The organism is Microbacterium sp. NPDC058269, assembly GCF_042881445.1.
Lineage (GTDB): Bacteria > Actinomycetota > Actinomycetes > Actinomycetales > Microbacteriaceae > Microbacterium.
This window is the reverse complement of record NZ_JBHVXT010000001.1, coordinates 901,697-928,084: the sequence shown is the minus strand read 5'-3', so window position 1 is coordinate 928,084 and position 26,388 is coordinate 901,697. Positions and strand designations below refer to the sequence as shown.

Below are 26,388 nucleotides of genomic sequence, written 5' to 3'. Positions count from 1 at the left end.
GAATACCTGTGGCCGGTCCCAACCGGGCGAATCTGGCCGGACTACCGGAACAAGGTGAGGAGACCCCATGAAGGGGAAGATCGGACTCGTCGTCGGGCTCGGCGTGGGCTACGTCCTCGGCACCCGTGCCGGACGTGAGCGCTACGAGCAGATCAAGACGCAGTGGCTCAAGGTGTGGAACCTCGATCCCGTGCAGGAGCAGGTCACCAAGGTCAAGGGCTTCGTCGGTGACAAGGCCGCGGCCGTTCCCGGTGCGCTCTGGACCGGTGTCGTGAAGGTCGCCAAGTCCGTCAGCGGCAACGGCACACCGGGTCAGCGACTCGACTCCGCCATCGCCACCGGCCGTGAGGCGGCAGAAGACCTCGCCGAGGCGACGGAGGAAGCGGTCGAGGCTGCGAAGTCCACCGCCTCGTCGACCAAGACGTCGACCAAGACCGCAGCCAACTCCGCCGCCAAGAAGCCGGCGGCGAAGAAGCCGGCCGCGAAGTCCGCCCCCAAGAAGACCGGCGCCTGACATGCCCCGCGGATACCGTGATCGCGCCGACGACAGCCTGCTGACTCTCCTCGGAGATCTGCCGGAGCTCGTCACGAACCTGGTCAAGGCCGAGATCGACGCCGCGAAGGCGTGGATCTCGCGCACTTCGAAGGACGCCGGCATCGGTTCCGTGTGGTTCCTCGTCGCGCTCTTCTTCCTGTTCTGGGCCGTGCCCGTGATCCTCGTGTTCGCGATCGCCGGGCTCTCCTCATGGTGGCCCGTGTGGCTCTCGGCGATCGCGGTGTTCGGCATCCTGATCCTCGCGGTGCTGCTGTTCGCGCTGCTCGGGATCCTCAAGTTCCGCAAGGTGCTCGCGCGCCAGAATCCGGCGCAGGCCGTGGCCGAAGACATCCGACTCGTGAAGGAGGCCGGCGATGACGAATTCTGAGTCGCTGCCGCGCACCGCCGTTCCCGGCGGGATCGTCGACCCTGTCGCCTCGGCCCGTGCCGAGCTGAAGGCCGCTCTCGCGGCCATCGAGGTCAAGGGGAACATCCCGCGCCGAGTCGAGAAGGCGTCGACGCGTGCGGTGGCGAAGGCCCGCGTGTTCGCCGATCGCAACCCGATCGGGGCTATCGCCGCGACAGTGGGCATCGCTGCGGCAGTGGGGGGCGCGGTCTGGGCGATCGCGCGCTTCCTCTCACGCTGAGACGTAGCATTCCGGGATGCCGTGACGAGCCCTCCGGGGTGATTAGCGGCTCCTGCGCAAACGAGGCAGACTGGGGAGCATGATGTCCGAAGAGCGCGATGAGAACCCGTCCGGCTTCACCCTCTGGGCTGTCTGGCGACGAAACCCCGACGTCCCCGTGACGGAGAACGACTCGACCGAGCTCGAGACGATCGTCTCCTACATCGAGGACTCGGGCGTCACCGTCCGCGGCTTCTACGACGTCTCCGGTCTCAAGGCCGATGCCGACCTCATGGTGTGGCTGCACGGCGACACGGCCGAGGAACTGCAGAAGGCGCTCCGCCGCCTGCGTCGAACCGAGCTGCTGCGTTCCCTCCTTCCGGTGTGGAACGTGATGGGTGTGCACCGCGATGCGGAGTTCAACCGCTCGCACGTCCCGGGTTTCCTCCGCGGAGTCGACCCCAAGGACTGGCTGTGCCTGTACCCGTTCGTGCGCACGCCCGAGTGGTACCTCGCCCCGGAGGAGGAGCGTCGCAAGATGCTCGCCGATCACGGACGCAAGGGTGCCGCCTTCAAGGGAGTGCTCGCCAACACCGTCGCCTCCTTCGCGCTCGGCGACTACGAGTGGCTGCTTCCGCTCGAAGCCGATGAGCTCACCGACCTCGTCGACATGATGCGCGACCTCCGCTACACCGACGCCCGCATGTACGTGAAGGAGGAGGTGCCCTTCTACACCGGGCGCAGGCTCCGGTTCGACGAGATCGCGGACGTCCTCCAGTAAGCGCATGAGTACCCCCATTCGTCTGGGCACCCGTCGCAGCGCGCTCGCGCAGGCGCAGTCGGGTCATGTCGCCGCGGCCCTCGAGAAGCTCTCGGGGCGCCCGGTCGAGCTCGTCCCGATCACCAGCGAGGGCGACACGAATCGTGCGTCCCTCTCCGAGATCGGCGGCCAGGGCATCTTCGCCACGCGCCTTCGCGAGGCGCTGTTCGCGGGGGAGTGCGACTTCCTCGTGCACTCGCTCAAGGATCTGCCGACGGCCATCCCCGAGGGCCTCGTGATCGCGGCGACACCGAAGCGGGAGGACCCGCGCGACGTGGTCCTCACCCGCGACGGGACCGCGCTGCATGAGCTGCGTTCCGGCAGCACCGTCGGCACCGGTTCGCCGCGTCGCATCGCCCAGGTTCATCGACGTGCGCCGGGTGCCGAGGTGGTCGACATCCGCGGCAACGTCGACTCGCGTCTCGCCCGCGTCGCCTCCGGCGAGCTCGATGCGGTGATCCTCGCGGCGGCAGGCCTCTCCAGGCTCGGAGCGAAGTCGCCGCTGCGGCGCGAGGAACTCGGCCTCGCCGAGTGGCCCACAGCGCCAGGTCAGGGTTCTCTCGCCGTCGAGACCCGTGCGGATGCGGGCGACGAACTGCTCACGGCCCTCGCCGGCCTCGACGACGCCGACACCAGGCTGGCCATCACCGTCGAGCGTGCGATCCTCCAGGGATTGGATGCGGGATGTCAGGCGCCGATGGCCGCGCACGCGGTGGTCGACGGCTCCTCGGTCCGGGTCAGGACGGTCGTCTACGCCGCTGACGGCGGGCGCCGGATCGGCCTCGACGTCACCGAAGACCTGAACGGGGAGTATATTCGTCGGAACGGCAGTGGCAATGGAGCGGATGCTGCCGATGGTGCAGACCCGATGCACGCAGCGCGCGAGCTCGGGTTCACTGTTGCCCGTCGGCTGCTCGATCAAGGGGCGGCCGGCCTCGTATCCCGAGAGCAATCCTCATGACCACTTCCGAAATCAAGCAGGACCGACCGCTGGACGGCTGGCGCATCCTCGTGCCCCGTGGCGGGCCGTGGGGCGACAGCGTCGCCGCGAGTCTGCGCGCGCTGGGCGCCGTCCCCGTCGTCGCGCCCCTCATCAACTTCGCTCCGACGACAGACCAGGCGACGCTCGATACCGCGCTGGCGCAGCTGGCCGCGGGGGAGTTCGACTGGCTGACCGTCACGAGTGCCACCACCGTCGACGTGCTCTTCGCCCATCGGGCCGTCGTGCCGCGTGCGACCAAGATCGCCGCCGTGGGCGAGACGACCGCAGCAGCTCTGCAGGCGGTCGGCTACGAGGTCACGCTGGTGCCGGAGCAGGACAACTCCGCGGAGGGGATGGCGCAGCAGCTGATCGCCCTCGAGAAGGAGCCGCGTCGCATCCTCGCGCTTCGCAGCGAGATCGCCAAGCCCGTGCTCAGCCGGCTGCTCTCGGAGGCGGGTCACGATGTGCACGGTGTCGTCGCCTATCGCACGGTCGGCGTCCCGGTCACGGAGCGGATCCGCCGCGATGTCGAGAACGGCCGGATCAACGCGATCCTCATCACGAGCGGTTCGGTCGCCGAGCAGGTGCGAGAGCAATTCCCGGAGATCCCCGATGAGACGCTGCTCGCGGCGATCGGCCCTCGGACCGCGAACGACGCCCAGCGCGCGGGTCTGCCGGTGTCGGTGGTCGCCGACCGCCAGACCATCGATGCGCTGATCGACGCGGTCTCGCACTTCACCCTTCCGCACGCGGCCGACGAGTTCGCGCCGTGAGCTTCCCCGACGTCCGGCTGAGGCGGCTGCGTCAGTCTCGTGCGGTGCGCGATCTGGTGCGCGAGACCTCGTTGCAGCCGCGGCAGCTCGTGCTGCCGCTCTTCGTGCGCGAAGGCATCGACCAGCCGGTGCAGATCGGGTCGATGCCGGGCGTCGCCCAGCATTCGCTCGACTCGCTGCGTGCGGCAGCGGTCGAGGCTGCGGAAGCCGGCGTCGGCGGCGTGATGCTGTTCGGTGTACCCGCAGTGCGTGACGCCGTCGGCTCGGGTGCCGATGATCCGCGCGGCATCCTGAACGTCGCGACCGAAGCGCTGGCCGCCGAGGTCGGCGACGCGCTCGTCGTGCAGACCGACTTGTGTCTCGACGAGTTCACCGATCACGGACACTGCGGCGTGCTCGCGGCCGACGGCTCCGTGGACAACGACGCGACGCTCGAGCGGTACACGTCCATGGCGCTCGCGCAGGCGCGTGCCGGGTCGCAGCTGCTGGGTCTCTCCGGGATGATGGACGGCCAGGTCGCCGTGATCCGCAACGCCCTTGATGCCGAGGGCTTCACCGACACGCTTCTGCTCGCCTATGCCGCGAAGTACGCGAGTGCCTTCTACGGACCCTTCCGCGAGGCCGTCGACTCTCAGCTGAAGGGCGACCGCCGCACGTACCAGCTCGATCCGGGCAACCGGCGCGAGGGCGTGCGGGAGGCTGTCGTCGACGAGGCCGAGGGCGCTGACATCGTCATGGTGAAGCCGGCCATGGCCTTCCTCGACGTGCTGCGCGAGGTGCGAGACACCGTGAGCATTCCGGTGTGGGCATATCAGGTGTCCGGGGAGTACGCGATGATCGAGGCCGCCGGTGCGAACGGTTGGATCGATCGTCGCGCTGCCATCCTCGAATCCCTTCTCTCCATCCGCCGCGCCGGTGCGGATGCGGTGCTCACCTACTGGGCCACCGAAGCGGCCGGTTGGCTGCGCGACTGATCTCTCCGAGGAGCTCTCCTTCATGACCGACCGCAATGACGACCTGTTCTCCGCTGCCCGTGCGGTGATCCCCGGCGGGGTCAACTCCCCGGTGCGCGCCTACGGGTCGGTCGGTGGCACGCCGCGGTTCCTCGCCTCGGCGAAGGGCGCGCGGGTCACGGATGCGGCGGGCCGCGAGTACGTCGACCTCGTCGCGTCATGGGGCCCTGCCCTTCTCGGGCATGCGCATCCCGAGATCGTCGCCGCCGTGCAGGAAGCCGCGTCCCGTGGGCTGTCTTTCGGCGCTCCGACGGAGGGCGAGGTCGAACTCGCCGCGCTGATCGCCGACCGTGTGCGGTTCGGCGAGATCCGTCCCGTCGAGCGTGTGCGGCTGGTCTCCACCGGGACCGAGGCGACGATGACGGCGATCCGGCTCGCGCGGGGGGCCACCGGTCGCGATCTGCTCGTGAAGTTCGCCGGGCATTACCACGGTCACTCCGACGGCCTCCTCGCCGAGGCGGGCTCCGGGGTCGCGACACTTGCCCTTCCCGGCTCGGCCGGGGTGCCGGCGCCGATCGCCGCACAGACCCTCGTGATCGGTTACAACGACCCGGATGCGCTGGCTGCGGTGTTCGCCGAGCACGGTCAGCGCATCGCCGCCGTCATCGTCGAGGCGTCGGCAGCGAACATGGGCGTCGTCGCCCCGCTCCCCGGATTCAACCGTCTGATCGCCGAGACCGCGCACGGCCACGGTGCGCTGATGATCCTGGATGAGGTGCTCACCGGGTTCCGGGTACACCCGGCAGGTTACTGGGGTCTGCAGGCGGCAGCGGGCGAGGACTACCTGCCCGACATCTTCACGTTCGGCAAGGTCGTCGGCGGAGGGATGCCGCTGGCCGCGCTCGGAGGACGGGCCGACGTCATGGATCTGCTCGCGCCGCTCGGGCCGGTCTACCAGGCGGGCACGCTCTCGGGCAACCCGCTCTCGGTCGCTGCGGGTCTGGCGACGCTGCGGCTCGCGACGCCGGAGGTCTATGCGACCGTCGACGCCGCCTCCGCACGGGTGTCGACTGCTCTCGATGCCGCGCTCACGTCGGCCGGCGTCACGCACGCGGTCGCTACCGCCGGAAACCTGTTCAACGCCTCCTTCCGTGCTTCGGCGCCGAGCGACTATGCCGAAGCCCAGGCGCAGGATTCGTTCCGCTACGCACCGTTCTTCCACTCGCTGCGCGAGCAGGGCGTGGCGCTTCCGCCGAGCGTGTTCGAGGCGTGGTTCCTCACGGCGGCACACGGCGAGGAGGAGCTGCAGCTGATCGAGGCCGCGCTTCCGGTCGCTGCTGCTGCCGCGGCGGCAGCACGTCCGTAGGGGCGACTCCGGTCAGACGAACATGACGCGGCGCGGTGATGCGTCTGTGTAGAGGCGGCCGAGTGGGCTGGTCCACTCGATGTCGCCTCCGGGGAGCTGTCTCGCACGCCAACGGTGCTTCTCGGCGATGTCGGGGTGCTTCAGCGAGTGGTGTCCCACGCAGAAGTGGCTGAGGTTATCGATCGACGTGCTTCCGCCCTTGGCACGGTCGTGATTGTGGTCGACCTGACACCTGTGGACCGGTGTGCGGCACCCGGGGAATCGACAATGCTGATCGCGGGCCTGAAGGTGCCGCCGCATCGCCGTCGTCGGGGCGTAGGCGGCTGTGGCCGTCACGGTGCCCGCGCCGTCGAGGAAGAGGCGGGACCAGCCTCCGTTGCGACCGGCGAGATCGCGGGCGACGTCCGGATGCAGCGCGCCGATCCCATCGAGCTCGGCCGGCCGTTCGTCTCCTCCTGCCAGCGTCTCGGCAGCGATCGTGACCTGAATGCGCGCCTGGATGCTCTCCAGCGCGGTGCCCTCGGCCGCAGAGGGGTCGGTGGTCAGGAGCAGGTCGCTGAGCAGATCGGTGCGCACCGCATCGATGCCGCGCTCGTCGGTCAGGAGGTGCGGGCCACCGAGGGATGGATCGGTCGTGAAGGTGTCGCCCTCACCGAAGATGACGTGGGCATCGAATCGGGGGTCGTTGACGGGATACCTATTGAGCACAGGGTCGTCTCGGCGGGAGTCGTCGGCGGCCAGATCCTGCAGGAAGACCTGGTCGGCGCCCGAGTCGAGCTCGTCCGGAGACAGCATCGGCACCTCGTCGGCGCGAGCGGCGCGATCACCGCGCGTGGCGATGACGTGCTGTGCGAGCCGGGTCAGGCGGTCGAGAATCGCGTGGGCGAGGTGCTCCGGAAGCACGACCTGGAGTAGTGCGAGGCCGTCGTCGAGCGCCCTCAGCGTGACCGATCGTTCGCCGTGGGCCCGTCGGTGACGTTCGACCACGGTCTCGCCGGCGAGGGAGGAGGCGATCTGGCGCACCATCGTGCGGGTGCGCGCGGGAGAGTCCTGTTCGGCCACGACGAGCGCCCCCGTGTCGTAGACGGTGAGGGTCTCGGCGTCTGTTCGACCCTCGCGGACCCCCTGCCGCACGATGACTCCCTCCCGCACGATCTCTCGGACATGGGCCGCACTGATCGCACCGCGGCGAAACGCGTCTCGCACGATGGGGTGCTCGGCCTCGAGGAAGTGGGCGTCGCTGAAGGCGTACTCGATGCTGCCCTTCGACATGCGACCGGCCGCAGAGTACTCCGCGATCATCGACCGATGGATCGACTCGCGATGCTGCGGCTGCTCGCGGACATCGTCGTCGAGCAGCCGCAGTCGATCGGCGAGGAGGGTGGAGGCTTCCGCTTCGAGCGCCGCGATGCATCGCCGTTTCTCCACCCAGGCATCGAGCAGCGCCTCGCGCTGATCGATGCTGTTCGTGGATGCCTTCATTCTTCGAGTATAGTACATATGTTCGAAAGCGGAAGGGGAATCATGATGACTGGTGCTGATCGACAAGGGATTGTTGCGTTCCTGTGAACAACTTCCAGACAACTGGCAGGGCGGCGCTGGCAGACTGGGTGACATGGTGACGTTGTTGCTGGACCAGACGCAACTGGAGGTCGTGCTCTCGCCGATCGAACGTGCCGCCACCTTCCACCGCGACAACCTGCGGATCGCGCGCGACACCATCACCAAGGTGCAGCTGACGGAAGACGCGTGGACCTGGCTCCGCGGAGTTCCCAACCCCGGGACGCACATCCCCGGTGTTCTCGCTGCAGGCAGCTGGAAGGCCGCAGGCAGCCTCGACTTCGTGCTCATCCGCCGACGCCGTCCGAGTGTCGTGATCGACCTCGAGGGCGACGAGCAATACCGACGTCTGATCCTCACCACGAGCCACGGGCTCGCGCTCACGCAGGCCCTGCGACTCGAGGTGTCGGACGAGCCGGCGAACGTCGAGGAGATCGTAGCGACTGCACCGGTCCCCGTCTCGAAGGGACGTCGTCGTCCCGTCATCCGCCCTCGTCCCGCCTGACGCGACGCACCCACGAGCCCGCGCGGTCAGACGCGCGGCCTCCCCGTGAACGCAGAACGCCCTCCACGACCCGAGGTCTGGAGGGCGTTCTCGTCAGCCGAGACGCTCAGCCGTGACGGTGCTCGTCGGTGTCGTGGTTCTCGGTGTCGTGGTTCTCGGCGTCGTGATTGTCGGTGTCGTGGTTCTGGAGGTGTTCGTCGGTGTCGGAGTCCTCGCCGACCGTCGTCTCTTCCTCGGCCGTCTCGTCCTCACCCTCGGCCGTCTCGCTCTCGGCGCTCAGCGGGTAGTCCTTGGGCTCGTCCTCGTAGTAGGCGCGCGCAGCCGCCGCGAGCATGGAGCTCACCGCCGCAGAGCGGGGATCCTCGTCATCGGCAGAAGAGGCGACGTCGTCGGTGCCGGACTCGAGAGCGTCGTCGTCCTCGGAGGCCGCGGCCTGCTCGTCATCGGAGCCGCTCACGTCCGTGGCGTCGGTCCCGTCGTGGAGATCGGCGAAGACCTCGACGCCGCTGTGGTGCTCGTCGCCGGTCGTGAGGTCCGCCGAGGGTGCGTCGGACGCCTCGGCCGGTGCCGCGGCGCCGAACAGAATCTCATCGAACGATCGTGTCGGAGCCTCCTCGACGGTGGCGTCGTCGTCGTGGGCGACGGGGCTCTGCTCGTCCTCGGAGTGCTCGTCCTCGGAGTGCTCGCCCTCGGAGTGCTCGTCCTCGGAGTGCTCGTCCTCGGTTGCGAGGGCGTCGGCCTCCGCGCTGCCGGCTTCCGCGCTATCGACTGCCGGGGCGTCCGCGCCGGAGGGAGAAGTACCCTCGGTGGCAGCACCGGCGGAGGCGTCGTCGGCGGGAACTTCTTGCGGGGCCGCATCTGCGTCGTCGGAAGGGGTGCCCGGTTCGTCCGTGATGCGCTCCGAGTCGTCGTCGGTGCGCACGGAGGCCGCGAGGTCGTCGGCCACGGCCTCGCCCGCAGGAGCGGAGGCGGCCTCGGCCGCCCACGCCGCCGCCGCCGCGACCGGGATGGCCACCACGGAATCGACGGGTGCCGGAGTGGACTCGCCCAGTGCGTCTTCGAGGGCTGGCTCGGAGGGGGCGGCATCTTCGGGAGCGGACTCGGAGGGGGCCGCCGCGAGGGGCGGGGGCGTCGCCGGAGCGCTCGGCACGAACCGGCCGCCACGCATCAGGTCGATGAAGACGTCTTCGAGCGTCGGTCCACGCTGCACCAGGGTGCTCAGGGCGATGCCCGCGTCGGCCGCGACGGCTCCGACCGTGCCGGCATCTCCGCCGCGTACCGTCAGACCCGAGCGCAGCACTTCGATGTCGAAACCGGCCGCAGCGAGAGCGGACGTCAGCGCGCCGCGATCGGCGGCATCCACGATGACGGAGCCGCCCTTCGGGTCGGCGAGCGTCTCGATGCCGCTGGCCAGCACGAGCGTGCCCTTCGAGAGCACCAGAACGTTGTCGGCGACCTGCTCGACCTCGCTGAGGACGTGCGACGACACGAGAACCGTGCGTCCTTCGTCGGCGAGACGACGCATCAGGAGTCGCATCCAGCGGATTCCCTCGGGGTCGAGTCCGTTGGCCGGTTCGTCGAAGACAAGGGCGCCGGGGTCGCCGAGGAGCGCGTGCGCGACGCTGAGCCGCTGACGCATGCCGAGGGAGAAGCCGCCGATGCGGGAGTCTCCTTCGCCCTCGAGGCCGACCAGGGAGAGCACCTCGCCGACGCGTGCCAGCGGGATGCCGTTCGCCTTGGCGGCGATGGTCAGCTGGCGTTCGGCGGTGCGACGAGGACGGTAGACCGTCTCCTCGAGCACGGCGCCGATCGTGCGCAGCGGCTGACGGAGCTCGGCATACGCCGTGCCGCCGATCGTCGCCGTGCCGGATGTGGCGCGCACCTGGCCGAGCAGGATGCGCAGCGTCGTGGTCTTGCCGGCTCCGTTCGGGCCGAGGAAGGCGGTGACCGCTCCGGGCTCGACGCGCGCGGAGAAGTCCGAGACAGCGGTCACCTCATTGAAGCGCTTCGTCACGTGCGTGAACTCGAGCACCTGTCCTTCAGGCATCCGTGACCTCTCGTCGCATTTGAACAGTTCCTCCCTATCCTGCCGGAAAAGCCTGTCGGATCCCGCATTTCGCGCGGAATACCGCCCTTGCCGAAAGGGGTAGCCTGGCCAGCGTGACCGATTCTCACGCTGCATCCCGTGTCCTCGTCCGCACCGAAGGAGCCCTCGGGCGGCTCACCCTCAACCGTCCTGAGGCGATCAACGCCCTCGATGTCGACATGATCGAGAGCCTGACCGCAGCGCTCGACGCCTGGCGCGACGACACCGACGTGCAGATCGTGCTGCTCGACGGCGCGGGCGATCGGGGCATGTGCGCCGGGGGTGACGTCCGCGCTCTGCATGCGCAGATCGTCGCGGGGCAGTCCGCTCAGACCGCGGAGTTCTTCCGCGCCGAGTACGCGCTGAACGCGATGATCGCCGAGTACCCCAAGCCGGTCGTGACCTTCGCCGACGGCATCACGATGGGTGGCGGCATCGGCCTGGCCGGGCACGCGGCGATCCGCATCGTCACGGAGCGTTCGAAGCTTGCGATGCCGGAGACGCGCATCGGATTCACGCCCGACGTCGGCGGCACCTGGCTGCTCGGCCGTGCGCCGGGACGCTTCGGCGAGTACTTCGGTCTCACCGGGGCGACGATGAGTGGCGCGGATGCCGTGTACCTCGGCTTCGCCGACCACTTCGTGCCGTCGGACCGGCTCGACGCGTTGAGCGAGGCTCTCGCCTTCCGCGCCGATCCGACCGGTCCCAGCGAGATCGTCCTGCTGTTCGACGAGACGCCGGAGCCCTCGCAGCTGCCCGCGTCGCGAGAATGGATCGACGACGCCTTCTCCGCCCCCACGGTGAGCGAGATCATCGAGCGTCTGCAGGCGCAGGGAACGACCGAGGCCGCCGCGACCGCGGATCTTCTCGAGGGCCTCGCGCCGACGGGCCTCACGGTCACGCTCGACGCCGTTCGCGAGGCGCGCGCGCTGCCGGGGCTTCGTGCCGCGCTCGAGGGCGAGTACCGCCGCGTGCTGTGGTTCGTGAACGAGCACCCCGACCTCGTCGAGGGCATCCGCGCGCAGATCGTCGACAAGGACCGCGACCCGAAGTGGGACCCGCCGACGCTGGCGGAGCTCGCCCCGGACGCCGGTGCCCCCGCGCGCGAGTACGTTCCGCAGCCCGCCCTGTTCTCGTCGGCGGACTCGGGGGTTTAGTCGGGGGTCTGGTCGGGGCTCGAACGCGCCTGCCAGATCGCACGGAGCACGTCGATGACGTCGTCCGGATCCGCCTCGACGACGTCGGCCTCATCGACCAGCTCGCGGATGCGGCGGATCACGGATGCGGGAAGGACTCCCGCCGTCTCAGCGACCCGCGTGCCGGCAGCCGTGCGCGAGACCACCAGTCCCTCGCCCTCGAGCATCTTGTACGCACGCGCGGCGGTTCCGGGGGCGACGCCCAGATCGCTCGCCGTCTGCCTGACCGTCGGCAGCCGTTCCCCGGCGCCGAGCTGCCCCGAGACGATGAGGCCGCGGAGCTGTCGGTAGATGTCGAGTGCCGGATTCGTCTCATCGGCCGGTGAGAGCCTGGGCGTCGGAGTCACCGTGCGCTCTCCCGTTCGGCCGAGTTCTCGACGTCGACAGCAGACTCCAGGTCATGCCTCGGCGGGCACAGCTGTGCGGTCGTGAGGAGCAGGAGCACGAATGCGGTGATCTCGAGTGCCGGCGCCAGCCAGCCGCCGACGGCCGCGACTTCGCCGTATCGCCAGAAGGTGTCGTAGGAGTCGCTGCGCCCGTCGCCCTGGATGGTGAGTCCGTTGATCGAACCGGCGTCGGCGATGAACCGCCATGCGCCCGCCAGAGCGAGAATCGCAGCCGATGTGGCGATCCGGGTGATCCCCGTCGCGATGTCGCGTCGTTCGCGCTGCTCGGCGACGATCGTCTCCGGCCGCAGGAAGGGGCGGACCGCATTGGCGCGCAGCGCTGCGATGGCCACGGCGATGAGCGCGGCGGTGCAGATCAGGACGGGGACGCCGTATGCCCACCCGTAGAACCAGGGCCGGATCGGATCGATCGTCTCGTTGGGCACGTCGATCTCGAGGAAGACGTACGGGCCGCCGTCGATGTTCGAGGAGGCGAGTCCAGCGAGCAGTGTCGTGACCGTGAGAGCGAGCAGCGTTGCGGCGGCAGCCACCGCTCCGATGCGCGGACTGAAGCTCAGCCAGGTGCGGCGGGCGGAGAAGACGGGGCGCTCCGGCGGGGTGCTGCCCCTCGTCGCGATCAGGGTCAGCAGGATGGCCACTGCGACGCCTGCCGTGAACACCGGCGTCGCGTACCGCCACCACGAGACGACGTCGTGGAGGTCGACGCCGTACCCGGTGATCAGGTTCTCGGCGACGAAGATCACGATCACCGCGATCGCGGCGACTCCGAGGGTGCGGTGCTCCGGTGAGTAACGGGCGAAGACCCCGCCGGATGCCGCCGCGGCGAGGCGCACCCGGCTCTCGGTCCGTGCGCGCCAGCGGGGTGTGACGGTGATGCCGACCGCGATGATCGCCGCGAGGATCAGAGACACCCAGGGCATCGAGAAGACGGCGCCGAGCACCTGGCCGGGGTCCAGCAGGAGCTGGCCGGGTCGGAGCGGGGATGCGGTGGTCGCGAGCATGGGAGTCCGTCCTCTTTGTGTCATATGTCTATCACAAGTTGTATCAGTGAGTAAACACAAAGGAGGAGAGAGGGATCGGCTCGCCGTTGTTCGCCCGTGTGCAGAAACCGCTGATCGGGACGGGAAGCGGTTCGCTGTGAGCGAAGGTCCACCGTGAGGGGGATACGAATGTCCGTGGATCGTGGCACTCTGTCTTGTGGCCGATTGTCGGTCGGCATCCGTCTGCCGAGAAATCCGCCGCTTCATCCTTCCTAGAAAGTCCGCCTGTGCTGGGAAAAATTCTCCTCCGCTATCTCTCCCGATACCGATGGCTGCTGCTCGCGGTGCTGGTCTTCCAGCTCGCCAGCGTGGCGGCGACCCTCTACCTCCCGAGCCTGAACGCCGACATCATCAACAACGGCATCGCCCGCGGTGACACCGGCTACATCTGGAGCACGGGGCTGTTCATGCTCGCGGTGTCCCTGGGGCAGATCATCGCCTCGGTCACCGCGACCTACTTCGCCGCGCGCGCCGCGATGGGTGCCGGCCGCGACATCCGGGCCGATGTGTTCGGCAAGGTCAGCGGCTTCTCCGAGCGCGAGGTGTCGCAGTTCGGCGCCGGCTCGCTCATCACTCGCAACACCAACGACGTGCAGCAGGTGCAGATGCTCGCGATGATGGGTGCGACCATGCTCGTCACCGCCCCGCTCCTCGCGATCGGCGGCATCATCTTCGCCGTGCGAACCGAGGTGACCCTCAGCTGGCTCATCGCCGTCTCGGTGCCGCTGCTGCTGATCCTGGCCGCCCTCGTGATCGGGCGCATGGTGCCGCTGTTCCGCAGCTACCAGGGCAAGCTCGACAACGTCAACCGCATCATGCGCGAGCAGCTCACCGGTGTGCGCGTGGTGCGCGCGTTCGTGCGCGAGCGCATCGAGGAAGAGCGCTTCCGCGGCGCCAACACCGACATCATGGTCGTCGGACGCAAGGTCGGCTCGCTCTTCGTGCTGCTGTTCCCGCTGTTCATGCTCATCCTCAACGTGACCGTCGTCTCGGTCATCTGGTTCGGCGGCATCGAGGTCAACAACGGCACGGTGCAGGTCGGCACGCTGTTCGCCTTCATGCAGTACATCGGTCAGATCATGGGCGGTGTCATCATGGCGAGCTTCATGGCGATGATGATCCCCCGCGCCGCGGTCTCGGCCGAGCGCATCGGCGAGGTGCTCGACTCCGAGTCCACGCTGGTCCGCCCCGAGAACGGCGTCACCTCGTTCCCGGTCCCCGGATCGGTGGCGCTCGACGACGTCGAGTTCACCTACCCCGGCGCCGATTCCCCCGTGCTCACCGGCATCAGCTTCGCCGCGCAGCCGGGTGAGACGGTCGCGATCGTCGGATCCACGGGCTCGGGCAAGACGACCCTGGTGTCGCTCATCCCGCGTCTGTTCGACGTCTCGGGCGGTTCCGTCCACGTCGGGGGCACCGACGTGCGCGAGGCCGACGTGGAGTCGCTCTGGGACAGCATCGGCCTGGTGCCGCAGCGTCCGTTCCTCTTCACCGGCACCGTCGCGTCGAACCTGCGCTACGGCCGTGAAGACGCCACCGACGAGGAGCTCTGGCACGCGCTCGACATCGCACAGGGTCGCGACTTCGTCGAAGAGATGCCCGACGGTCTCGAGTCCCGCATCGCCCAGGGCGGCACGAACGTCTCGGGTGGTCAGCGTCAGCGACTCGCGATCGCCCGTGCGATCGTGCACCAGCCGCAGATCCTCGTCTTCGACGACTCGTTCTCGGCGCTCGACCTCACCACGGACGCCCGGCTTCGCCAGGCGCTGTGGCGGGAACTCCCGCACGTCACGAAGATCGTGGTCGCGCAGCGCATCTCCACCATCACGGATGCCGACCGCATCGTCGTCCTCGACGGTGGAACCATGGTCGGCGTCGGCACGCATGAGGAGCTGCTCGAGACGAGCGACACCTACCGAGAGATCGTCGAGTCGCAGCTGGGGGTGGACGCATGAGCGCGCAGGACAACGAACAGGCAGGGCGCAAGCGCGGCCGCGGCAAGGCAGCAGCCGCCGTCGCCGAGGTCGAGCTGAGCGCCGAGGAGAAGTACGAGGCCGAGCTCGCCGAGCAGGCCCGTCAGAACTCCGGCGACTGGGACAGCGTCGCACCGGGCAAGGCCGACAACTTCGGCCCCAGCTTCGCGCGCATGATCGGTCTGCTGAAGCCGTCGGCCATCTGGTTCGTCTTCGTGTCGATCCTGGGTGCGATCGGTGTGGTCCTGACGGTCGCGGCGCCCAAGGTGCTCGCCGAGGCCACCAACCTCGTCTACAAGGGCTTCATCTCGATCCAGCTCGGGCAGCCGACCGATGGCTTCCCCGGCTTCCCCGCCGGCACGTCGCAGGACGTGGTCGTCGAGGCGCTGCGTGCCGGTGGGCAGGACGACTTCGCGAACCAGGTCGGTGCGCTGGGCGACTTCACGGTCGGACAGGGTGTCGACTTCGACGCACTGCGGCTGGTCATCGCCGCCGTTCTCGGCATCTACGTGGCCGCGGCCTTCCTCACCTGGATCCAGGGCTACGTCATCAACGTGATCATGGTCCGCACCATGTGGCGGCTGCGCGAGTCGGTCGAGGCGAAGATCAACCGTCTGCCGCTGGCGTACTTCGACAAGGTGCAGCGCGGTGAGCTGATCTCGCGCGTCACCAACGACATCGACAACATCACGCAGACGATGCAGCAGTCGCTCTCCGGTGCCCTCACCTCGGTGCTCACCGTGATCGGCGTGCTCGTGATGATGTTCTCGATCTCGTGGCAGCTCGCCCTCGTCGCCCTCGTCACGCTGCCGCTCATGGGCGTCATCTTCGGCATCATCGGACCGCGTTCGCAGAAGGCCTTCGGCACCCAGTGGCGCAAGGTCGGTCGACTGAACGCCCGCGTCGAGGAGGCATTCTCCGGCCACGCGCTGGTGAAGGTGTTCGGTCGCGAGAAGGACGCGCTGGACAAGTTCCAGGTCGAGAACGAAGAGCTGTTCCAGGCGAGCTTCAAGGCGCAGTTCCTCTCCGGCATCATCATGCCGGCGATGATGTTCGTCGGAAACCTCAGCTACGTGGGCATCGCGGTGCTCGGCGGGCTGATGGTCGCGAACGGTCAGCTCCGTCTCGGTGACGTGCAGGCGTTCATCCAGTACTCGCAGCAGTTCACGCAGCCGCTGTCCGAACTGGGGGGAATGGCCGCCGTCGTGCAGTCCGGCACGGCGTCTGCCGAGCGGGTCTTCGAGCTGCTCGACGCGGAAGAGCAGGAGGCGGACGACGCCGATGCTCCCGAGCTGGTGGAGGGCAAGGGTGTCATCGAGTTCGAGAACGTCGCGTTCTCGTACACGCCTGAGCGTCCACTCATCCGGGACCTGTCGTTCCGGGTGGAGCCGGGGCAGACCGTCGCCATCGTCGGTCCGACCGGTGCGGGCAAGACGACCCTGGTCAACCTGATCATGCGCTTCTACGAGCTCAGCGGCGGGCGCATCATGCTCGACGGCCAGGACATCGCCGAGGTGACCCGCGACGAACTGCGGTCGCGCACCGGCATGGTGCTCCAGGACCCGTGGCTGTTCGCCGGCAGCATCCGCGAGAACATCCGCTACGGTCGCTCCACCGCGACCGACGACGAGGTTCTCGCCGCTGCCAGGGCGACCTATGTCGATCGCTTCGTGCACGCCCTCCCCGAGGGCTACGACACGGTGCTCGACGAGGATGCCGCGAACGTGTCGGCGGGCGAGCGTCAGCTCATCACCATTGCGCGGGCATTCGTCGCGCAGCCGTCGATCCTCATCCTCGATGAGGCCACGTCGGCGGTCGACACCCGCACCGAACTGCTGCTGCAGCACGCAATGGCCGCGCTTCGTGAAGGACGCACGTCGTTCGTGATCGCGCACCGACTGTCGACCATCCGCGACGCCGACCTCATCCTGGTGATGGAGCACGGTGACATCGTGGAGAAGGGCACGCACGACGAGCTCATCGCCGCGCAGGGCGCTTACTGGCGTCTGTACCAGTCGCAGTTCGAGCAGGCGGCGACCGACATCGACGCCGAAGACGCCCTCACCGGCACGACGCCCGTCGTCGTCACCGGCGACGCGAGCAACGCCGAAGGTACGGGCGCGGAGGCTGCTGCCGCCGTCGCCGGTGCGTCGGTGGGCGCTCAGGTGCCCGCAGCCGAGACGGCCGCAGCGCAGGCCCTGCTGGAAGACGGAGCGGACGGCTCCGGCCACCGGTCCTGACCTCCGGCAGCATCCGTACGACGCCCCATTCCGCTCCCGCGGGGTGGGGCGTCGTCGTATGCTCGCGCGGACTGCTTCAGGAGGGGTCGGCCGTGATGCCGAGCAGCTCCAGCGGGTGGGTCAGGCGCCACCAGGGACTCGGCCCCTCGATATCCTCGGCCAGTACCAGAGGCGTCGTGACGGTGTTGAGCGGGCCGGCTGTGGTGAGCTCGCCCACCGAGCCGTCCTGCTCCCGTTCCTCGCCGAGGTCGAAGGCCGCCGTGGCCGTCGCGGTCGCACCGTTCCAGAGCACCACATCGGCGTCGGATTCGGTGACGACATCGACCTTCTCCCCCCAGGGGGTCGTGACCTGGCCGACGACCGTGTCCTTGCCGACGGCTGGCTCCTGAGCCTCCAGCGCAGCCTCCGCCTCGGCGAACAGTGAGCGGGTCAGGGCCAGCCGCTCGTCGTTGCCGGCCTGATTCAGCGCCGCGGCGAAGAGGTGCACCGTCGTGTCGCCGATGACCACGTCCTTCGCGGTGAGCAGGTTCCAGCCGACGAGCGTGCCGGTCTTGATGCCCACGACGCCCGGGTCGTCGAGCATCGCGTTCGTGTTCACGACGGTGCCGGCGCCCGGGAGGTCGACCGACTTGGTGCCGACGATCTCGGCGAACACCGGGTTCTGCATCGCGCGCTCGCCGAGAGCGACCAGGGCCTCGGGGGTGGCGACGTTGCGCGCGTCGAAACCCGACGGCGTGACCACGGTGATGCCGGTCAGTCCGCGTTCGCGCAACCACACCTCTGCAGCTCGGGCGAATTCGCGCTCCGACCCCCAGATCTCGGTCGCGAGCCGGTCGATGTAGTTGTTCGCCGATCCCATGAGCGTGCCCTGCAGCAGCTGGTACTCGGTCAGCACCCCGCCGATCGGCACGTCGAGGGACGACTGGTCGCTGCGTCGGTAGTCCCAGTACTTCACGCTGTCGGCGCGGGTGAACGAGAACTCGGGCCCCTGCTCGCCGACCGCGAGCGGCATGCGGTCGAGGACCATCAGGCTGCTCACGACCTTCGTGATGCTCGCGATGCTCACCGCATCGGGGACCGAGGCGGCGGTGGTCATGCCCGAGATGCCGACGGCACCGGCTCCCGCGGTCGGCCACGTGACCGTGGCAGCGGCGGCGGGCGTCGTCACGAACTCGACCGACTGCACCGTGGGCGGCACCTCGTGCAGCGGCCAGAGGAGCGTGGTGCCGGCATAGGTGGCGACGAGGCCGACGAGAGTGGCCAGCGGAACCAGGATCCCGGGACGGGCGATGGCCGGACGAAGGCGCGCCCCGCGGAGCAGGCCGTCCGACTGTTCGGCGTCCGACGTCTCATCGAGAGTCGCGGTGGAGGTGTGAGCGGCGACCGACGCGGTGTCGACCCAGGTCAGAGCCGTGGCCGTGGTGGTGTCATCCGCCCACTGGGGTGCGGAGGTGTCGAGCAGGGCGAGGGCGTCGTCGGATGCCTCCGGGGCGACGCTCTCGCGGGGAACGAAAGGCGGCTTCGTCAGGGCGGGGGTGGCCGGTTCAGGGGTGTCCACCGGTTCCGGGGGCACCACGGCTTCCGGCGGGATCACCGACTCCCGTGCGAGCGCGCGCGTCGACGGCTGCTCGGCCGTCAGCACCGAACCACCCGTCGCAGCATCGACAGGTCCGGAGGGGGCGGCAGTCGCCGGGCCGTCATCGCTGACGACGCCCGTCGCCTCGTCGGCGGGATCTGTTGCGGTCACTCGTTTACGGTACCCAATCCCGGGCGAGTTCCGCGGCGCACGGCCCTGTCGCCGTGCGGGTGTCGCCGACGGTAAGATCATCAGCACAACCACGGGAGTCCGGCGAGCCGGGCTGAGAGGGAGCGAATCGCGCTTCGACCGTCGAACCTGATCTGGGTCATGCCAGCGCAGGGAGGAGTTCAGATGAGTACGCCTACGTCCACATCCGCGCAGCAGGCATCCGCCGCCGCGAACGGCCTGCACCGCACATCGATCTGGCGCTGGCGCGTCGTCGACATCGTCGTCGCCGCGGTTCTCGGCGTCGCGATCGGCCTCGTGTTCTGGGGCTGGAACACGATCGGATACGCGTGGTTCGGCGCGGCCGACGCCCTGACGCCCGGTCTCGGCGGCATCGCCGTCGGCATCTGGCTGCTCGGCGGAGTCGTCGGCGGCCTCGTGATCCGCAAGCCGGGGGCCGCGCTCGTGGTCGAGCTGGTCGCCGCGATCGTGTCGATGCTGATCGGCAACGTGTGGGGCGTCTCGACCGTGCTGTCGGGCATCGTGCAGGGCCTCGGCGCGGAGATCATCTTCGCCTTCTTCTTCTACCGTCGCTTCGGCATCGCGGTCGCGGCGTTGGCCGGCGTCGGAGCCGCTGTCGCCGCCTGGGTGTTCGAGCTGTTCTACGGCAGCTCGCCCAACGTCCTGAAGTCGGTGGAGTTCAACACGATCTACCTGGTCAGCGTGGTCGTGTCCGGCGCGATCCTGGCCGGCGTGGTCGGCTGGCTGCTCGTGCGCGCTCTCGCCGTCACCGGTGCCCTCAACCGCTTCGCCGTCGGGCGAGAGCACGTACGCGAGGTCTGAGCGTGACCTTCGCCTCCCCGGCCCGCGTGCAGGCTGCGGGCTGGGGCTGGCGGTACGCCGGTCGAAAGCGCCCAGCCGTCGCGGACGTCTCCTTCACGATCGAACCGGGTGAGCGGGTGCTGCTGCTCGGTGCGTCCGGCGCGGGGAAGTCGACCCTGCTCGCCGGCCTTGCCGGGGTCCTCGGCGATGACGACGAAGGAGAGCGGACGGGGTCGTTGCGCATCGACGGCGCGGCCCCCGAGTCGCGGCACGGGCAGGTGGGACTCGTCCTGCAGGACCCGGACGCGGGGATCGTGCTGTCGAAGGTGGGCGACGACGTCGCCTTCGGCTGCGAGAACCTGGGCGTCGCGGCGTCCGAGATCCCCGGCCGCGTCGCCGAAGCCCTCGACGCCGTCGGACTTGACGTTCCGCTGCAGCGGCCCACGAAGGCGCTCTCGGGTGGGCAGAAGCAGCGACTGGTGCTGGCCGGCGTGCTCGCGATGCGCCCGGGACTGCTGCTGCTCGACGAGCCCACCGCGAACCTCGACCCCGACGGCGTGCGGGAGGTGCGCGCGAGCGTCGAACGCGCTGTGACCTCCACCGGTGCCACGCTGGTCGTCGTCGAGCACCGCACGCCGATCTGGGTCGATCTGATGACGCGTGTGATCGTGTTGGCGGCCGATGGCGGGCTGCTCGCCGATGGAGCTCCGGATCAGGTGTTCGCGGCCCACGGCGATGTGCTCGCCGATGCGGGGGTGTGGGTGCCTGACCGCGGCATCGACCTTCCCGTGCTGGATCCGGTGCCCGCGGCCGATGCCCTCTCCGCCTCCGGTCTCTCGATCGCGAGGGAGGCGGGCGTCGTGGTGCAGGCGGGACTCGACCTGCGCGTGCCGCGCGCGAACGCGACCGTCGTCACGGGGCCCAACGGTGCGGGCAAGTCGACGCTCGCTCTCACTCTCGCCGGGCTCATCCCGGAACAGGCAGGAGAGGTGCGGTCTGCGCCTGAGCTGGCCGGTCGCAAGGGCAGGCGCCCCATCCGCTGGACCTCGCGCGAGCTGCTCACCCGCATCGGCATGGTGTTCCAGGAGCCGGAGCATCAGTTCCTCGCCCAGACGCTGCGCGACGAGCTCGCCGTCGGTCCCCGAGCCCTCGGCTGGGACCGCGCGAAGACGGACGCCGTCGTCGACGAACTGCTCGAGCGCCTCGGTCTGGCCCCTCTCGCGCTCGCCAATCCGTTCACCCTCTCGGGCGGGCAGAAGCGGCGACTGTCGGTCGCGACCGTGCTGGCGGGAGCGCCCGAGGTGATCGTGCTCGACGAACCGACCTTCGGACAGGACCGTCGAGGTTGGATCTCGCTCGTCGCCCTGCTGCAGGAGGAGATCGCGCGAGGTCGGTCGATCATCGCGGTCACGCACGACGACGCCGTGATCCGACACCTGGGTGGTCATCGCATCGAGCTGGGGGCGGCCTCGTGACGACGACCGAGACCGTGCGGCGCGTGTGGCTCGATGGGGTGAACCCGGTCACGAAGCTGGTGCTCGCGGTGCTGCTGTCGGTTCCGCTGTTCGCGTCGATCGACGTCACGAGCGCGCTGGCCGCGATCGTCCTGCAGCTGCTCTGCCTGCCGTTGACCGGGTTGCGAGTGTCGACGGTGCTGAAGCGGTTGCTGCCGATCGCCATCTTCGCGCCGATCGCCGGTGTGAGCATGCTGCTGTACGCCGAGCCTGCCGGGCACGTCTACTGGACATTCGGGTTCGCGACGATCAGCGAGGACTCCATCACGCTCGCGATCGCGGTGAGTCTGCGTGTGATCGCCCTGGGACTGCCGACGATCCTGCTCTTCGGCGGCACCGACCCGACCGAACTCGCCGATGCCCTGGCGCAGGTCGCCCGGCTCCCCAGTCGCTTCGTCCTCGGCATCCTCGCCGGCACGCGGATGCTGGGACTGTTCCTCGACGACTGGCGCACCATGAGCCTGGCCCGTCGTGCGCGGGGCGTGGGAGACCGGGGTGTGCTGCGGAGATTCTTCTCGATGGCCTTCGTGCTGCTCGTGTTCGCCGTGCGGCGCGGATCCACGCTGGCGCTCGCGATGGAAGCCCGGGGTTTCGGTTCCGGCATCCCCCGCACCTGGTCGCGTCCGTCGCGGCTGCATCCGCGCGATGCGGTGGCGCTGATCGGTGGAATCGCGATCATGGCGCTCGCACTCGCCGCGGCTGTCCTCCTCGGCACGTTCCGCTTCGTCTGGAGCTAGCCCGCGCTAGCTCGGGCTCGGCTGGAAGTACTGGTCCCGGTGCAGTGCGCACCTCTCGTTGAACGGCGCGGAGCACCGCGGGCAGGCCGTCACCGCGAAGTACTCGGCGATCGTGAGCTCGTGTCCGCACGCGCCGCAGAGGATCGCCCGCGTCTCGTGCTGCTCCGGCGCCCACTGCGCAGCGGGATGCCCCGCCGACTCCTCGTGGCAGAGATGGCACGGGTAGTAGTCGCCGCAGCAGGCGAAGCGGATCGCGATGATGTCGGTCGGGCCCCGGTAATGCGCGCACCGGGTCATGTCGTCGACGACGGCTCCGAACACCGGAGGCCGACCGGAAGACGCCGGAGTCACGCTCACATCTCGTTCCAGAGCCGCCGATAGTACTCGAGTCGTTCGCGGTCGGGCTCGACGCCGTAGGCCTCGATGAGAGTGTCCTCCCACCCGGTGCCGAAGTTCCACATCGTGCTCATCGACGCCACCGCGATGTCGGCCCAGCGGTCGGCGACTCCGAGCGCGGCGAGATCGACGAACGCGGCGGGACGACCTTCGGCGTCCAGCAGCGTGTTCGGCATGCAGGCGTCGCCGTGGCACACGACCAGCCGGTCGATCGGCGGCGCCTGGTGCAGGTCGTCTGGCACGACCGCGCCGCGCGCCGCGGCGTTGGCGATCCGCCACTGCGTGCTCCACTCCCAGGGGCACTCGGCCACGGGCAGAGCGTCGTGCAGTGCCCGAAGGCCTGCACCGACCGCCCGCACCGCGGTCTCCGGCTCGTCCGCCCAGCGGGGGTCGACGGCGCTCGTCGCATCGATGGCGACCGTGACGAGCCACTCGTGCGTGTCGTCCTGGGCCTGCTCGAGCACCTCGGGCACGGGGAGCCATGTGCGCGCCCACCTCATGCGCTCGGCTTCGTCGCGCATGTTCGCCTCGTCATCGAGCGGACCCCACTTGATGTATCGGCCGTCATCGGTGCGGAACGTCAGCCCGCCGATGCCGTTGAGCCAGACCGGCACGAGTGCTGCACCGCGGGCGAGCTCGCGAACCCGCGGCGGGACGTCGAGGGATGCGGAGGGGATGCTCATCCGTCCATCCTGCCCGATCATGCCGACGGGGAGCCTGCCGTCGATCGCGGCGTTGTCGTAGGCTCGCTCTCGGCGCAGTTCTCTTGCTCGTGGTGAACCAAGAACCACGTAGGCTGATACTGCGTTCCATCAATGCATGTCGCACGACGACGTTCGAAGGAGAACATCAGATGCAGATCAGCGGACAGGGTGCACTCGTCACCGGAGGGGCCTCGGGTCTCGGACTCGCCACGGCGCGCCGGCTCGTCGCCGCGGGAGCGCACGTCACGATCATCGACCTCGCCTCGTCGAGGGGTGCCGAGATCGCGGATGAGCTCGGTGGGCTGTTCGTCGCGGCCGACGTCACGGACGCGGATGAGGTGCAGGCGGCTGTCGCGGCCGCACAGTCGGCGGCTCCGCTGCGGGTGGTCGTGAACTGCGCCGGCATCGCGCCGCCCGCCAAGGTGCTCGACCGCGAAGGCAACCCGGCTGTGCTCGCCGACTTCGAGCGCGTGATCCGCATCAACCTCGTCGGCACGTTCAACGTCATCTCGCAGGCCTCCGCCGTGATCGCGAAGAACGAGCTGCACGACGAGGAGCGCGGCGTCATCGTGAACACCGCGAGCGTCGCCGCGTTCGACGGTCAGATCGGCCAACCCGCCTACTCCGCATCCAAGGGCGGCGTGCACGCCATGACCCTCCCGGTGGCGCGCGAGCTCGCCCGCTACGGCATCAGGGTGTGCACGATCGCCCCCGGCATCATGGAGACGCCGATGCTGATGGGTCTCCCGCAGGCGGCCCAGGACTCGCTCGGCCAGCAGGTGCCCTTCCCGTCCCGCCTCGGCCGCCCGGACGAGTACGCCGCTCTCGTGCAGCAGATCGTCGAGAACGGCTACCTGAACGGCGAGACCATCCGCCTCGACGGCGCCATCCGCATGGCGCCGCGCTGACCTGCGGCAACCCTCAGAACCCGCGATCGAGAACCCAGGAGAACCCATGTCCCTTGCAGGCAAGACCATCTTGATGTCGGGCGGCAGCCGCGGCATCGGCCTCGCGATCGCGCTGCGGGCAGCCGCCGACGGTGCGAACATCGCGATGCTCGCGAAGACCGACACCCCGCATCCGAAGCTCGAGGGCACGATCCACACCGCCGCCGAGCAGATCCGCGCGGCGGGCGGTCAGGCGCTGCCGATCGTCGGTGACGTCCGTGATGACGACGACATCACCGAGGCCGTCATGAAGACGCAGGGCGAATTCGGCGGCATCGACATCGTGATCAACAACGCCAGCGTCATCGACCTCTCGCGCTCGCTCGACCTGAACGCCAAGAAGTACGACCTGATGCAGGATGTCAACGTACGCGGCACGTTCATGCTCTCGCGTGCGGCGGTGCCGATCCTGAAGGACGCGGAGAACCCGCACATCCTCTCGCTGTCGCCGCCCCTCAACCCGACGCCGAAGTGGCTCGGCGCGCACACCGGCTACACACTCGCGAAGTTCGGCATGACCATGGCGACCCTCGGCCTCGCCGCCGAGTTCGCGCGCGACGGGATCGCCGCCAACACGCTCTGGCCGCGCACCACCATCGCGACCGCGGCGGTGCAGAACCTCCTCGGCGGCGACAAGGTCATGGCCGCGAGCCGCACGCCCGACATCTACGCGGATGCCGCGTACGCCGTGCTGCTCAAGCCCGCGGCGTCGTACACGGGGCAGACGCTCATCGTGGAAGACGTGCTCGAAGCGGACGGCGTGACCGACTTCTCCGGCTACGCTGCGATCCCCGGCACCCCCGACAGCGCGCTCTTCCCCGACATCTTCCTCGACTGAGCTTCTCGACCGAGCTTCTTCGACCGAGCTTCTTCGACTGAGCTTCTTCGACTGAGCGCAGGGCGCGTTCACAACTCAGGAAGAAAGCCGACTCCGCCTCGGGACAGGGCAATACGAGGGGATCTGCGACAGACGTCCTGAGTTATGAACGGCGGAAGCGGGAGCCGGGGCGCTCAGATCAGCAGGTAGACCGCGCCGACGATCGTGAGGGCGATCACGATGCGGTCGAACACGCGCTGGTTCATGCGGCGCGCGACCCGCAGGCCGAGGAGCGCTCCGACCACGACGAGCGGGGCGAGCACGGCATCCATCAGCAGCACCGGTGACTCGAAGAGCCCGAGGCCCGCGAGGAACGGCACCTTGATCACGTTGATGATGGCGAAGAACCACGCAGACGTGCCGAGGAACACCTGCACCGGTGTGCGGGTGGCCAGGAAGTACATCGACATGACCGGGCCGCCGGCGTTGGCGACCATGGTGGTGAAGCCGCCGAGCGTGCCGTAGGCGCCCGCGAGCAGCATGCCGCTGGAGGGGGGAGCCACGGCATCCGCTCTGCTCTGCTTCCACCGGCGCCACAGCGTCACGGCGATCATCAGCAGCAGGATCACGCCGATCGCACGGCGCACCACCCCGTCGCCGGCGAGCGCGAGGAATGCGAATCCGACCAGCAGGCCCGCGATGACCGCGGGGGCGAGCCGCAGCAGCGTGGGCCAGTGCGCGTGCCGGCGATAGGCGAACAGGGCGAACAGGTCGCCGACCATCAGGAGCAGCAGGGTCGCCGCGGTCGAGGTGCGCGCGGGAAGCACGGCCGCGAACAGTGCGATCGCCAGGATGCTGCCGCCGGGCAGTGCCGTCTTCGAGATGCCGATCGTCACCGCGGCGACGGCGAGCGCCACCCAGGCCCACGGATCGAGGGCGCTCACCGTTCGAGCTCGGCGACGACCGCGTCGTAGCCCCGGGCCTTCGCGAGATCGACCGGGAGCACGCCGTCGCCGTCGGGGATTCCGACATCGGCGCCGCCGCCGATGAGCGCGCGCACCACGTCGACGTAGGTCGAGGATCCGTCGCCGAGCACGATCGCCTCGTGCAGTGCCGTCCAGTTCAGGTTGTTGACGTGGTTCGGGTCGACGCCGGCCTCGAGCAGGATCTCGACGGTCGAGAGCAGCCCGCGTTCGGAGGCGGGGATCAGTGCCGTGCCGCCGAAGCGGTTCGTGCTCGTGAGGTCGGCGCCGTTCTCGAGAGTCAGCAGGAGGATGTCGTCGTGTCCGCGGGCGCCCGCGTAGAGGTAGGCGGAGTCCTGGATGTCGTCCTTCGCGTTCACGTCGGCGCCAGCCGTGATCAGGGCACGCGCCGCGTCGACGTGGTTTCCTTTGGTGGCCGCGACCAGCGCCGTCATGCCGCCCGACCCCTGCGCCTCGATCTCCGCGCCCGCATTCAGGGCCTGCTCCACGGCGGACGCATCTCCGGCCGCAGCGGCGGTGAGCAGATCGCGAGTGGCGTCGGTCATGGCGGCCTCCTGAGTCGGCAGGGAAGAATGCGGCGCGGCCGTGCAGGCCGTCATCGTCAGCAGTGCGGCCGCGACGGCGCCGATGATCAGCATCCTCCGGGCACCCATGCGTCCGGT

General features: G+C 69.1%; 26 protein-coding genes and 1 riboswitch. Of the genes, 17 read left to right on the top strand and 9 right to left on the bottom strand.

Annotated elements, in window-relative coordinates:
- Positions 1-67: 67 nt before the first annotated feature.
- The 8 genes from ACFVWL_RS04615 (at position 68) to ACFVWL_RS04580 (ending at position 6,055) form a co-directional block, all read left to right on the top strand.
- Positions 68-514 carry a hypothetical protein gene (locus tag ACFVWL_RS04615; protein WP_387179111.1) on the top strand — a complete coding sequence of 149 codons (447 nt, stop codon included), beginning with the start codon at positions 68-70 and terminating at the stop codon, positions 512-514.
- 1 nt (position 515) lies between these two features.
- On the top strand, positions 516-923 hold the full coding sequence (locus ACFVWL_RS04610) for a phage holin family protein (RefSeq protein WP_021198266.1): 408 nt from the start codon (positions 516-518) through the stop codon (positions 921-923).
- Positions 910-1,182 carry a hypothetical protein gene (locus tag ACFVWL_RS04605; protein WP_387179108.1) on the top strand — a complete coding sequence of 91 codons (273 nt, stop codon included), beginning with the start codon at positions 910-912 and terminating at the stop codon, positions 1,180-1,182. The genes ACFVWL_RS04610 and ACFVWL_RS04605 overlap by 14 nt, the downstream gene beginning before the upstream one ends.
- 79 nt (positions 1,183-1,261) lie before the next feature.
- Positions 1,262-1,942: a hydrogen peroxide-dependent heme synthase gene (gene hemQ / locus ACFVWL_RS04600; RefSeq protein WP_387179105.1), complete on the top strand. Its 681-nt coding sequence runs from the start codon at positions 1,262-1,264 to the stop codon at positions 1,940-1,942.
- Positions 1,943-1,946: 4 nt separating this feature from the next.
- Positions 1,947-2,942, top strand: a complete 996-nt coding sequence (gene hemC / locus ACFVWL_RS04595; protein WP_387179102.1) for a hydroxymethylbilane synthase — start codon at positions 1,947-1,949, stop codon at positions 2,940-2,942.
- On the top strand, positions 2,939-3,736 hold the full coding sequence (locus tag ACFVWL_RS04590) for a uroporphyrinogen-III synthase (protein WP_387179099.1): 798 nt from the start codon (positions 2,939-2,941) through the stop codon (positions 3,734-3,736). The genes hemC and ACFVWL_RS04590 overlap by 4 nt, the downstream gene beginning before the upstream one ends.
- Positions 3,733-4,710 carry a porphobilinogen synthase gene (hemB, locus tag ACFVWL_RS04585; RefSeq protein ID WP_387179097.1) on the top strand — a complete coding sequence of 326 codons (978 nt, stop codon included), beginning with the start codon at positions 3,733-3,735 and terminating at the stop codon, positions 4,708-4,710. Before ACFVWL_RS04590 ends, hemB begins: the two co-directional genes overlap by 4 nt.
- A 22-nt stretch (positions 4,711-4,732) precedes the next feature.
- Entirely contained in the window at positions 4,733-6,055 is a 1,323-nt protein-coding gene (locus ACFVWL_RS04580) for a glutamate-1-semialdehyde 2,1-aminomutase (protein ID WP_387179094.1), read from the top strand.
- Between the two features lie 12 nt (positions 6,056-6,067).
- On the opposite strand, the gene ACFVWL_RS04575 is transcribed toward ACFVWL_RS04580, so the two are convergent.
- Positions 6,068-7,537: a DUF222 domain-containing protein gene (locus tag ACFVWL_RS04575; protein ID WP_387179091.1), complete on the bottom strand. Its 1,470-nt coding sequence runs from the start codon at positions 7,535-7,537 to the stop codon at positions 6,068-6,070.
- A 133-nt stretch (positions 7,538-7,670) separates the two neighbouring features.
- Here ACFVWL_RS04575 and ACFVWL_RS04570 point away from each other — a divergent pair, with 133 nt between their 5' ends.
- Complete coding sequence (locus ACFVWL_RS04570) at positions 7,671-8,120, top strand: hypothetical protein (protein ID WP_387179088.1); 450 nt, start codon at positions 7,671-7,673, stop codon at positions 8,118-8,120.
- Positions 8,121-8,226: 106 nt separating this feature from the next.
- Here ACFVWL_RS04570 and ACFVWL_RS04565 read toward each other — a convergent pair whose 3' ends face one another.
- On the bottom strand, positions 8,227-10,167 hold the full coding sequence (locus ACFVWL_RS04565; protein WP_387179085.1) for an ATP-binding cassette domain-containing protein: 1,941 nt from the start codon (positions 10,165-10,167) through the stop codon (positions 8,227-8,229).
- Between the two features lie 113 nt (positions 10,168-10,280).
- On the opposite strand from ACFVWL_RS04565, the gene ACFVWL_RS04560 reads away from it, so the two are divergent.
- Complete coding sequence (locus ACFVWL_RS04560) at positions 10,281-11,363, top strand: enoyl-CoA hydratase/isomerase family protein (RefSeq protein WP_387179082.1); 1,083 nt, start codon at positions 10,281-10,283, stop codon at positions 11,361-11,363.
- Here ACFVWL_RS04560 and ACFVWL_RS04555 read toward each other — a convergent pair.
- Together ACFVWL_RS04555 and ACFVWL_RS04550 are read right to left on the bottom strand one after the other, a co-directional pair.
- On the bottom strand, positions 11,360-11,749 hold the full coding sequence (locus ACFVWL_RS04555) for a GntR family transcriptional regulator (RefSeq protein WP_387179079.1): 390 nt from the start codon (positions 11,747-11,749) through the stop codon (positions 11,360-11,362). The two genes, ACFVWL_RS04560 and ACFVWL_RS04555, sit on opposite strands and share 4 nt — an antisense overlap.
- The gene (locus tag ACFVWL_RS04550) at positions 11,746-12,810 is read right to left on the bottom strand and encodes a hypothetical protein (protein ID WP_387179076.1); all 1,065 of its coding nucleotides are present in this window, start codon (positions 12,808-12,810) and stop codon (positions 11,746-11,748) included. Before ACFVWL_RS04550 ends, ACFVWL_RS04555 begins: the two co-directional genes overlap by 4 nt.
- A gap of 266 nt (positions 12,811-13,076) precedes the next feature.
- On the opposite strand from ACFVWL_RS04550, the gene ACFVWL_RS04545 reads away from it, so the two are divergent.
- On the top strand, positions 13,077-14,804 hold the full coding sequence (locus tag ACFVWL_RS04545) for an ABC transporter ATP-binding protein (RefSeq protein ID WP_387179074.1): 1,728 nt from the start codon (positions 13,077-13,079) through the stop codon (positions 14,802-14,804).
- Positions 14,801-17,062, top strand: coding sequence for an ABC transporter ATP-binding protein (locus tag ACFVWL_RS04540; protein ID WP_387179071.1), 2,262 nt, complete (start codon positions 14,801-14,803; stop codon positions 17,060-17,062). Before ACFVWL_RS04545 ends, ACFVWL_RS04540 begins: the two co-directional genes overlap by 4 nt.
- Positions 17,063-17,138: 76 nt before the next feature.
- On the opposite strand, the gene ACFVWL_RS04535 is transcribed toward ACFVWL_RS04540, so the two are convergent.
- Positions 17,139-18,809 carry a D-alanyl-D-alanine carboxypeptidase family protein gene (locus ACFVWL_RS04535; RefSeq protein ID WP_387179068.1) on the bottom strand — a complete coding sequence of 557 codons (1,671 nt, stop codon included), beginning with the start codon at positions 18,807-18,809 and terminating at the stop codon, positions 17,139-17,141.
- 81 nt (positions 18,810-18,890) lie between these two features.
- A riboswitch (TPP riboswitch) is annotated at positions 18,891-19,000 on the top strand.
- Here ACFVWL_RS04535 and ACFVWL_RS04530 point away from each other — a divergent pair.
- The 3 genes from ACFVWL_RS04530 (at position 18,993) to ACFVWL_RS04520 (ending at position 21,879) form a co-directional block, all read left to right on the top strand.
- Positions 18,993-19,649: an ECF transporter S component gene (locus tag ACFVWL_RS04530; protein WP_387179066.1), complete on the top strand. Its 657-nt coding sequence runs from the start codon at positions 18,993-18,995 to the stop codon at positions 19,647-19,649. (Overlaps the previous riboswitch by 8 nt.)
- 2 nt (positions 19,650-19,651) lie before the next feature.
- Positions 19,652-21,103 carry an ABC transporter ATP-binding protein gene (locus ACFVWL_RS04525; RefSeq protein WP_387179063.1) on the top strand — a complete coding sequence of 484 codons (1,452 nt, stop codon included), beginning with the start codon at positions 19,652-19,654 and terminating at the stop codon, positions 21,101-21,103.
- Complete coding sequence (locus ACFVWL_RS04520) at positions 21,100-21,879, top strand: energy-coupling factor transporter transmembrane component T family protein (protein WP_387179060.1); 780 nt, start codon at positions 21,100-21,102, stop codon at positions 21,877-21,879. Before ACFVWL_RS04525 ends, ACFVWL_RS04520 begins: the two co-directional genes overlap by 4 nt.
- A gap of 6 nt (positions 21,880-21,885) precedes the next feature.
- On the opposite strand, the gene ACFVWL_RS04515 is transcribed toward ACFVWL_RS04520, so the two are convergent.
- Positions 21,886-22,230: a CHY zinc finger protein gene (locus ACFVWL_RS04515; RefSeq protein WP_387179057.1), complete on the bottom strand. Its 345-nt coding sequence runs from the start codon at positions 22,228-22,230 to the stop codon at positions 21,886-21,888.
- 2 nt (positions 22,231-22,232) lie between these two features.
- Positions 22,233-22,958, bottom strand: coding sequence for a phosphotransferase (locus tag ACFVWL_RS04510; protein ID WP_387179054.1), 726 nt, complete (start codon positions 22,956-22,958; stop codon positions 22,233-22,235).
- Positions 22,959-23,128: 170 nt separating this feature from the next.
- On the opposite strand from ACFVWL_RS04510, the gene ACFVWL_RS04505 reads away from it, so the two are divergent.
- Complete coding sequence (locus ACFVWL_RS04505; protein WP_387179052.1) at positions 23,129-23,887, top strand: SDR family NAD(P)-dependent oxidoreductase; 759 nt, start codon at positions 23,129-23,131, stop codon at positions 23,885-23,887.
- Between the two features lie 46 nt (positions 23,888-23,933).
- Positions 23,934-24,764 (top strand): NAD(P)-dependent oxidoreductase, encoded by an 831-nt coding sequence (locus tag ACFVWL_RS04500; protein WP_021198290.1) that lies wholly within the window; start codon positions 23,934-23,936, stop codon positions 24,762-24,764.
- 173 nt (positions 24,765-24,937) lie between these two features.
- Here the strand turns inward: ACFVWL_RS04500 and ACFVWL_RS04495 are convergent, their stop codons facing one another.
- Positions 24,938-25,687, bottom strand: a complete 750-nt coding sequence (locus tag ACFVWL_RS04495; RefSeq protein ID WP_387179048.1) for a sulfite exporter TauE/SafE family protein — start codon at positions 25,685-25,687, stop codon at positions 24,938-24,940.
- Positions 25,684-26,379 carry an ankyrin repeat domain-containing protein gene (locus ACFVWL_RS04490; protein WP_387179045.1) on the bottom strand — a complete coding sequence of 232 codons (696 nt, stop codon included), beginning with the start codon at positions 26,377-26,379 and terminating at the stop codon, positions 25,684-25,686. Before ACFVWL_RS04490 ends, ACFVWL_RS04495 begins: the two co-directional genes overlap by 4 nt.
- Between the last annotated feature and the right edge of the window lie 9 nt (positions 26,380-26,388).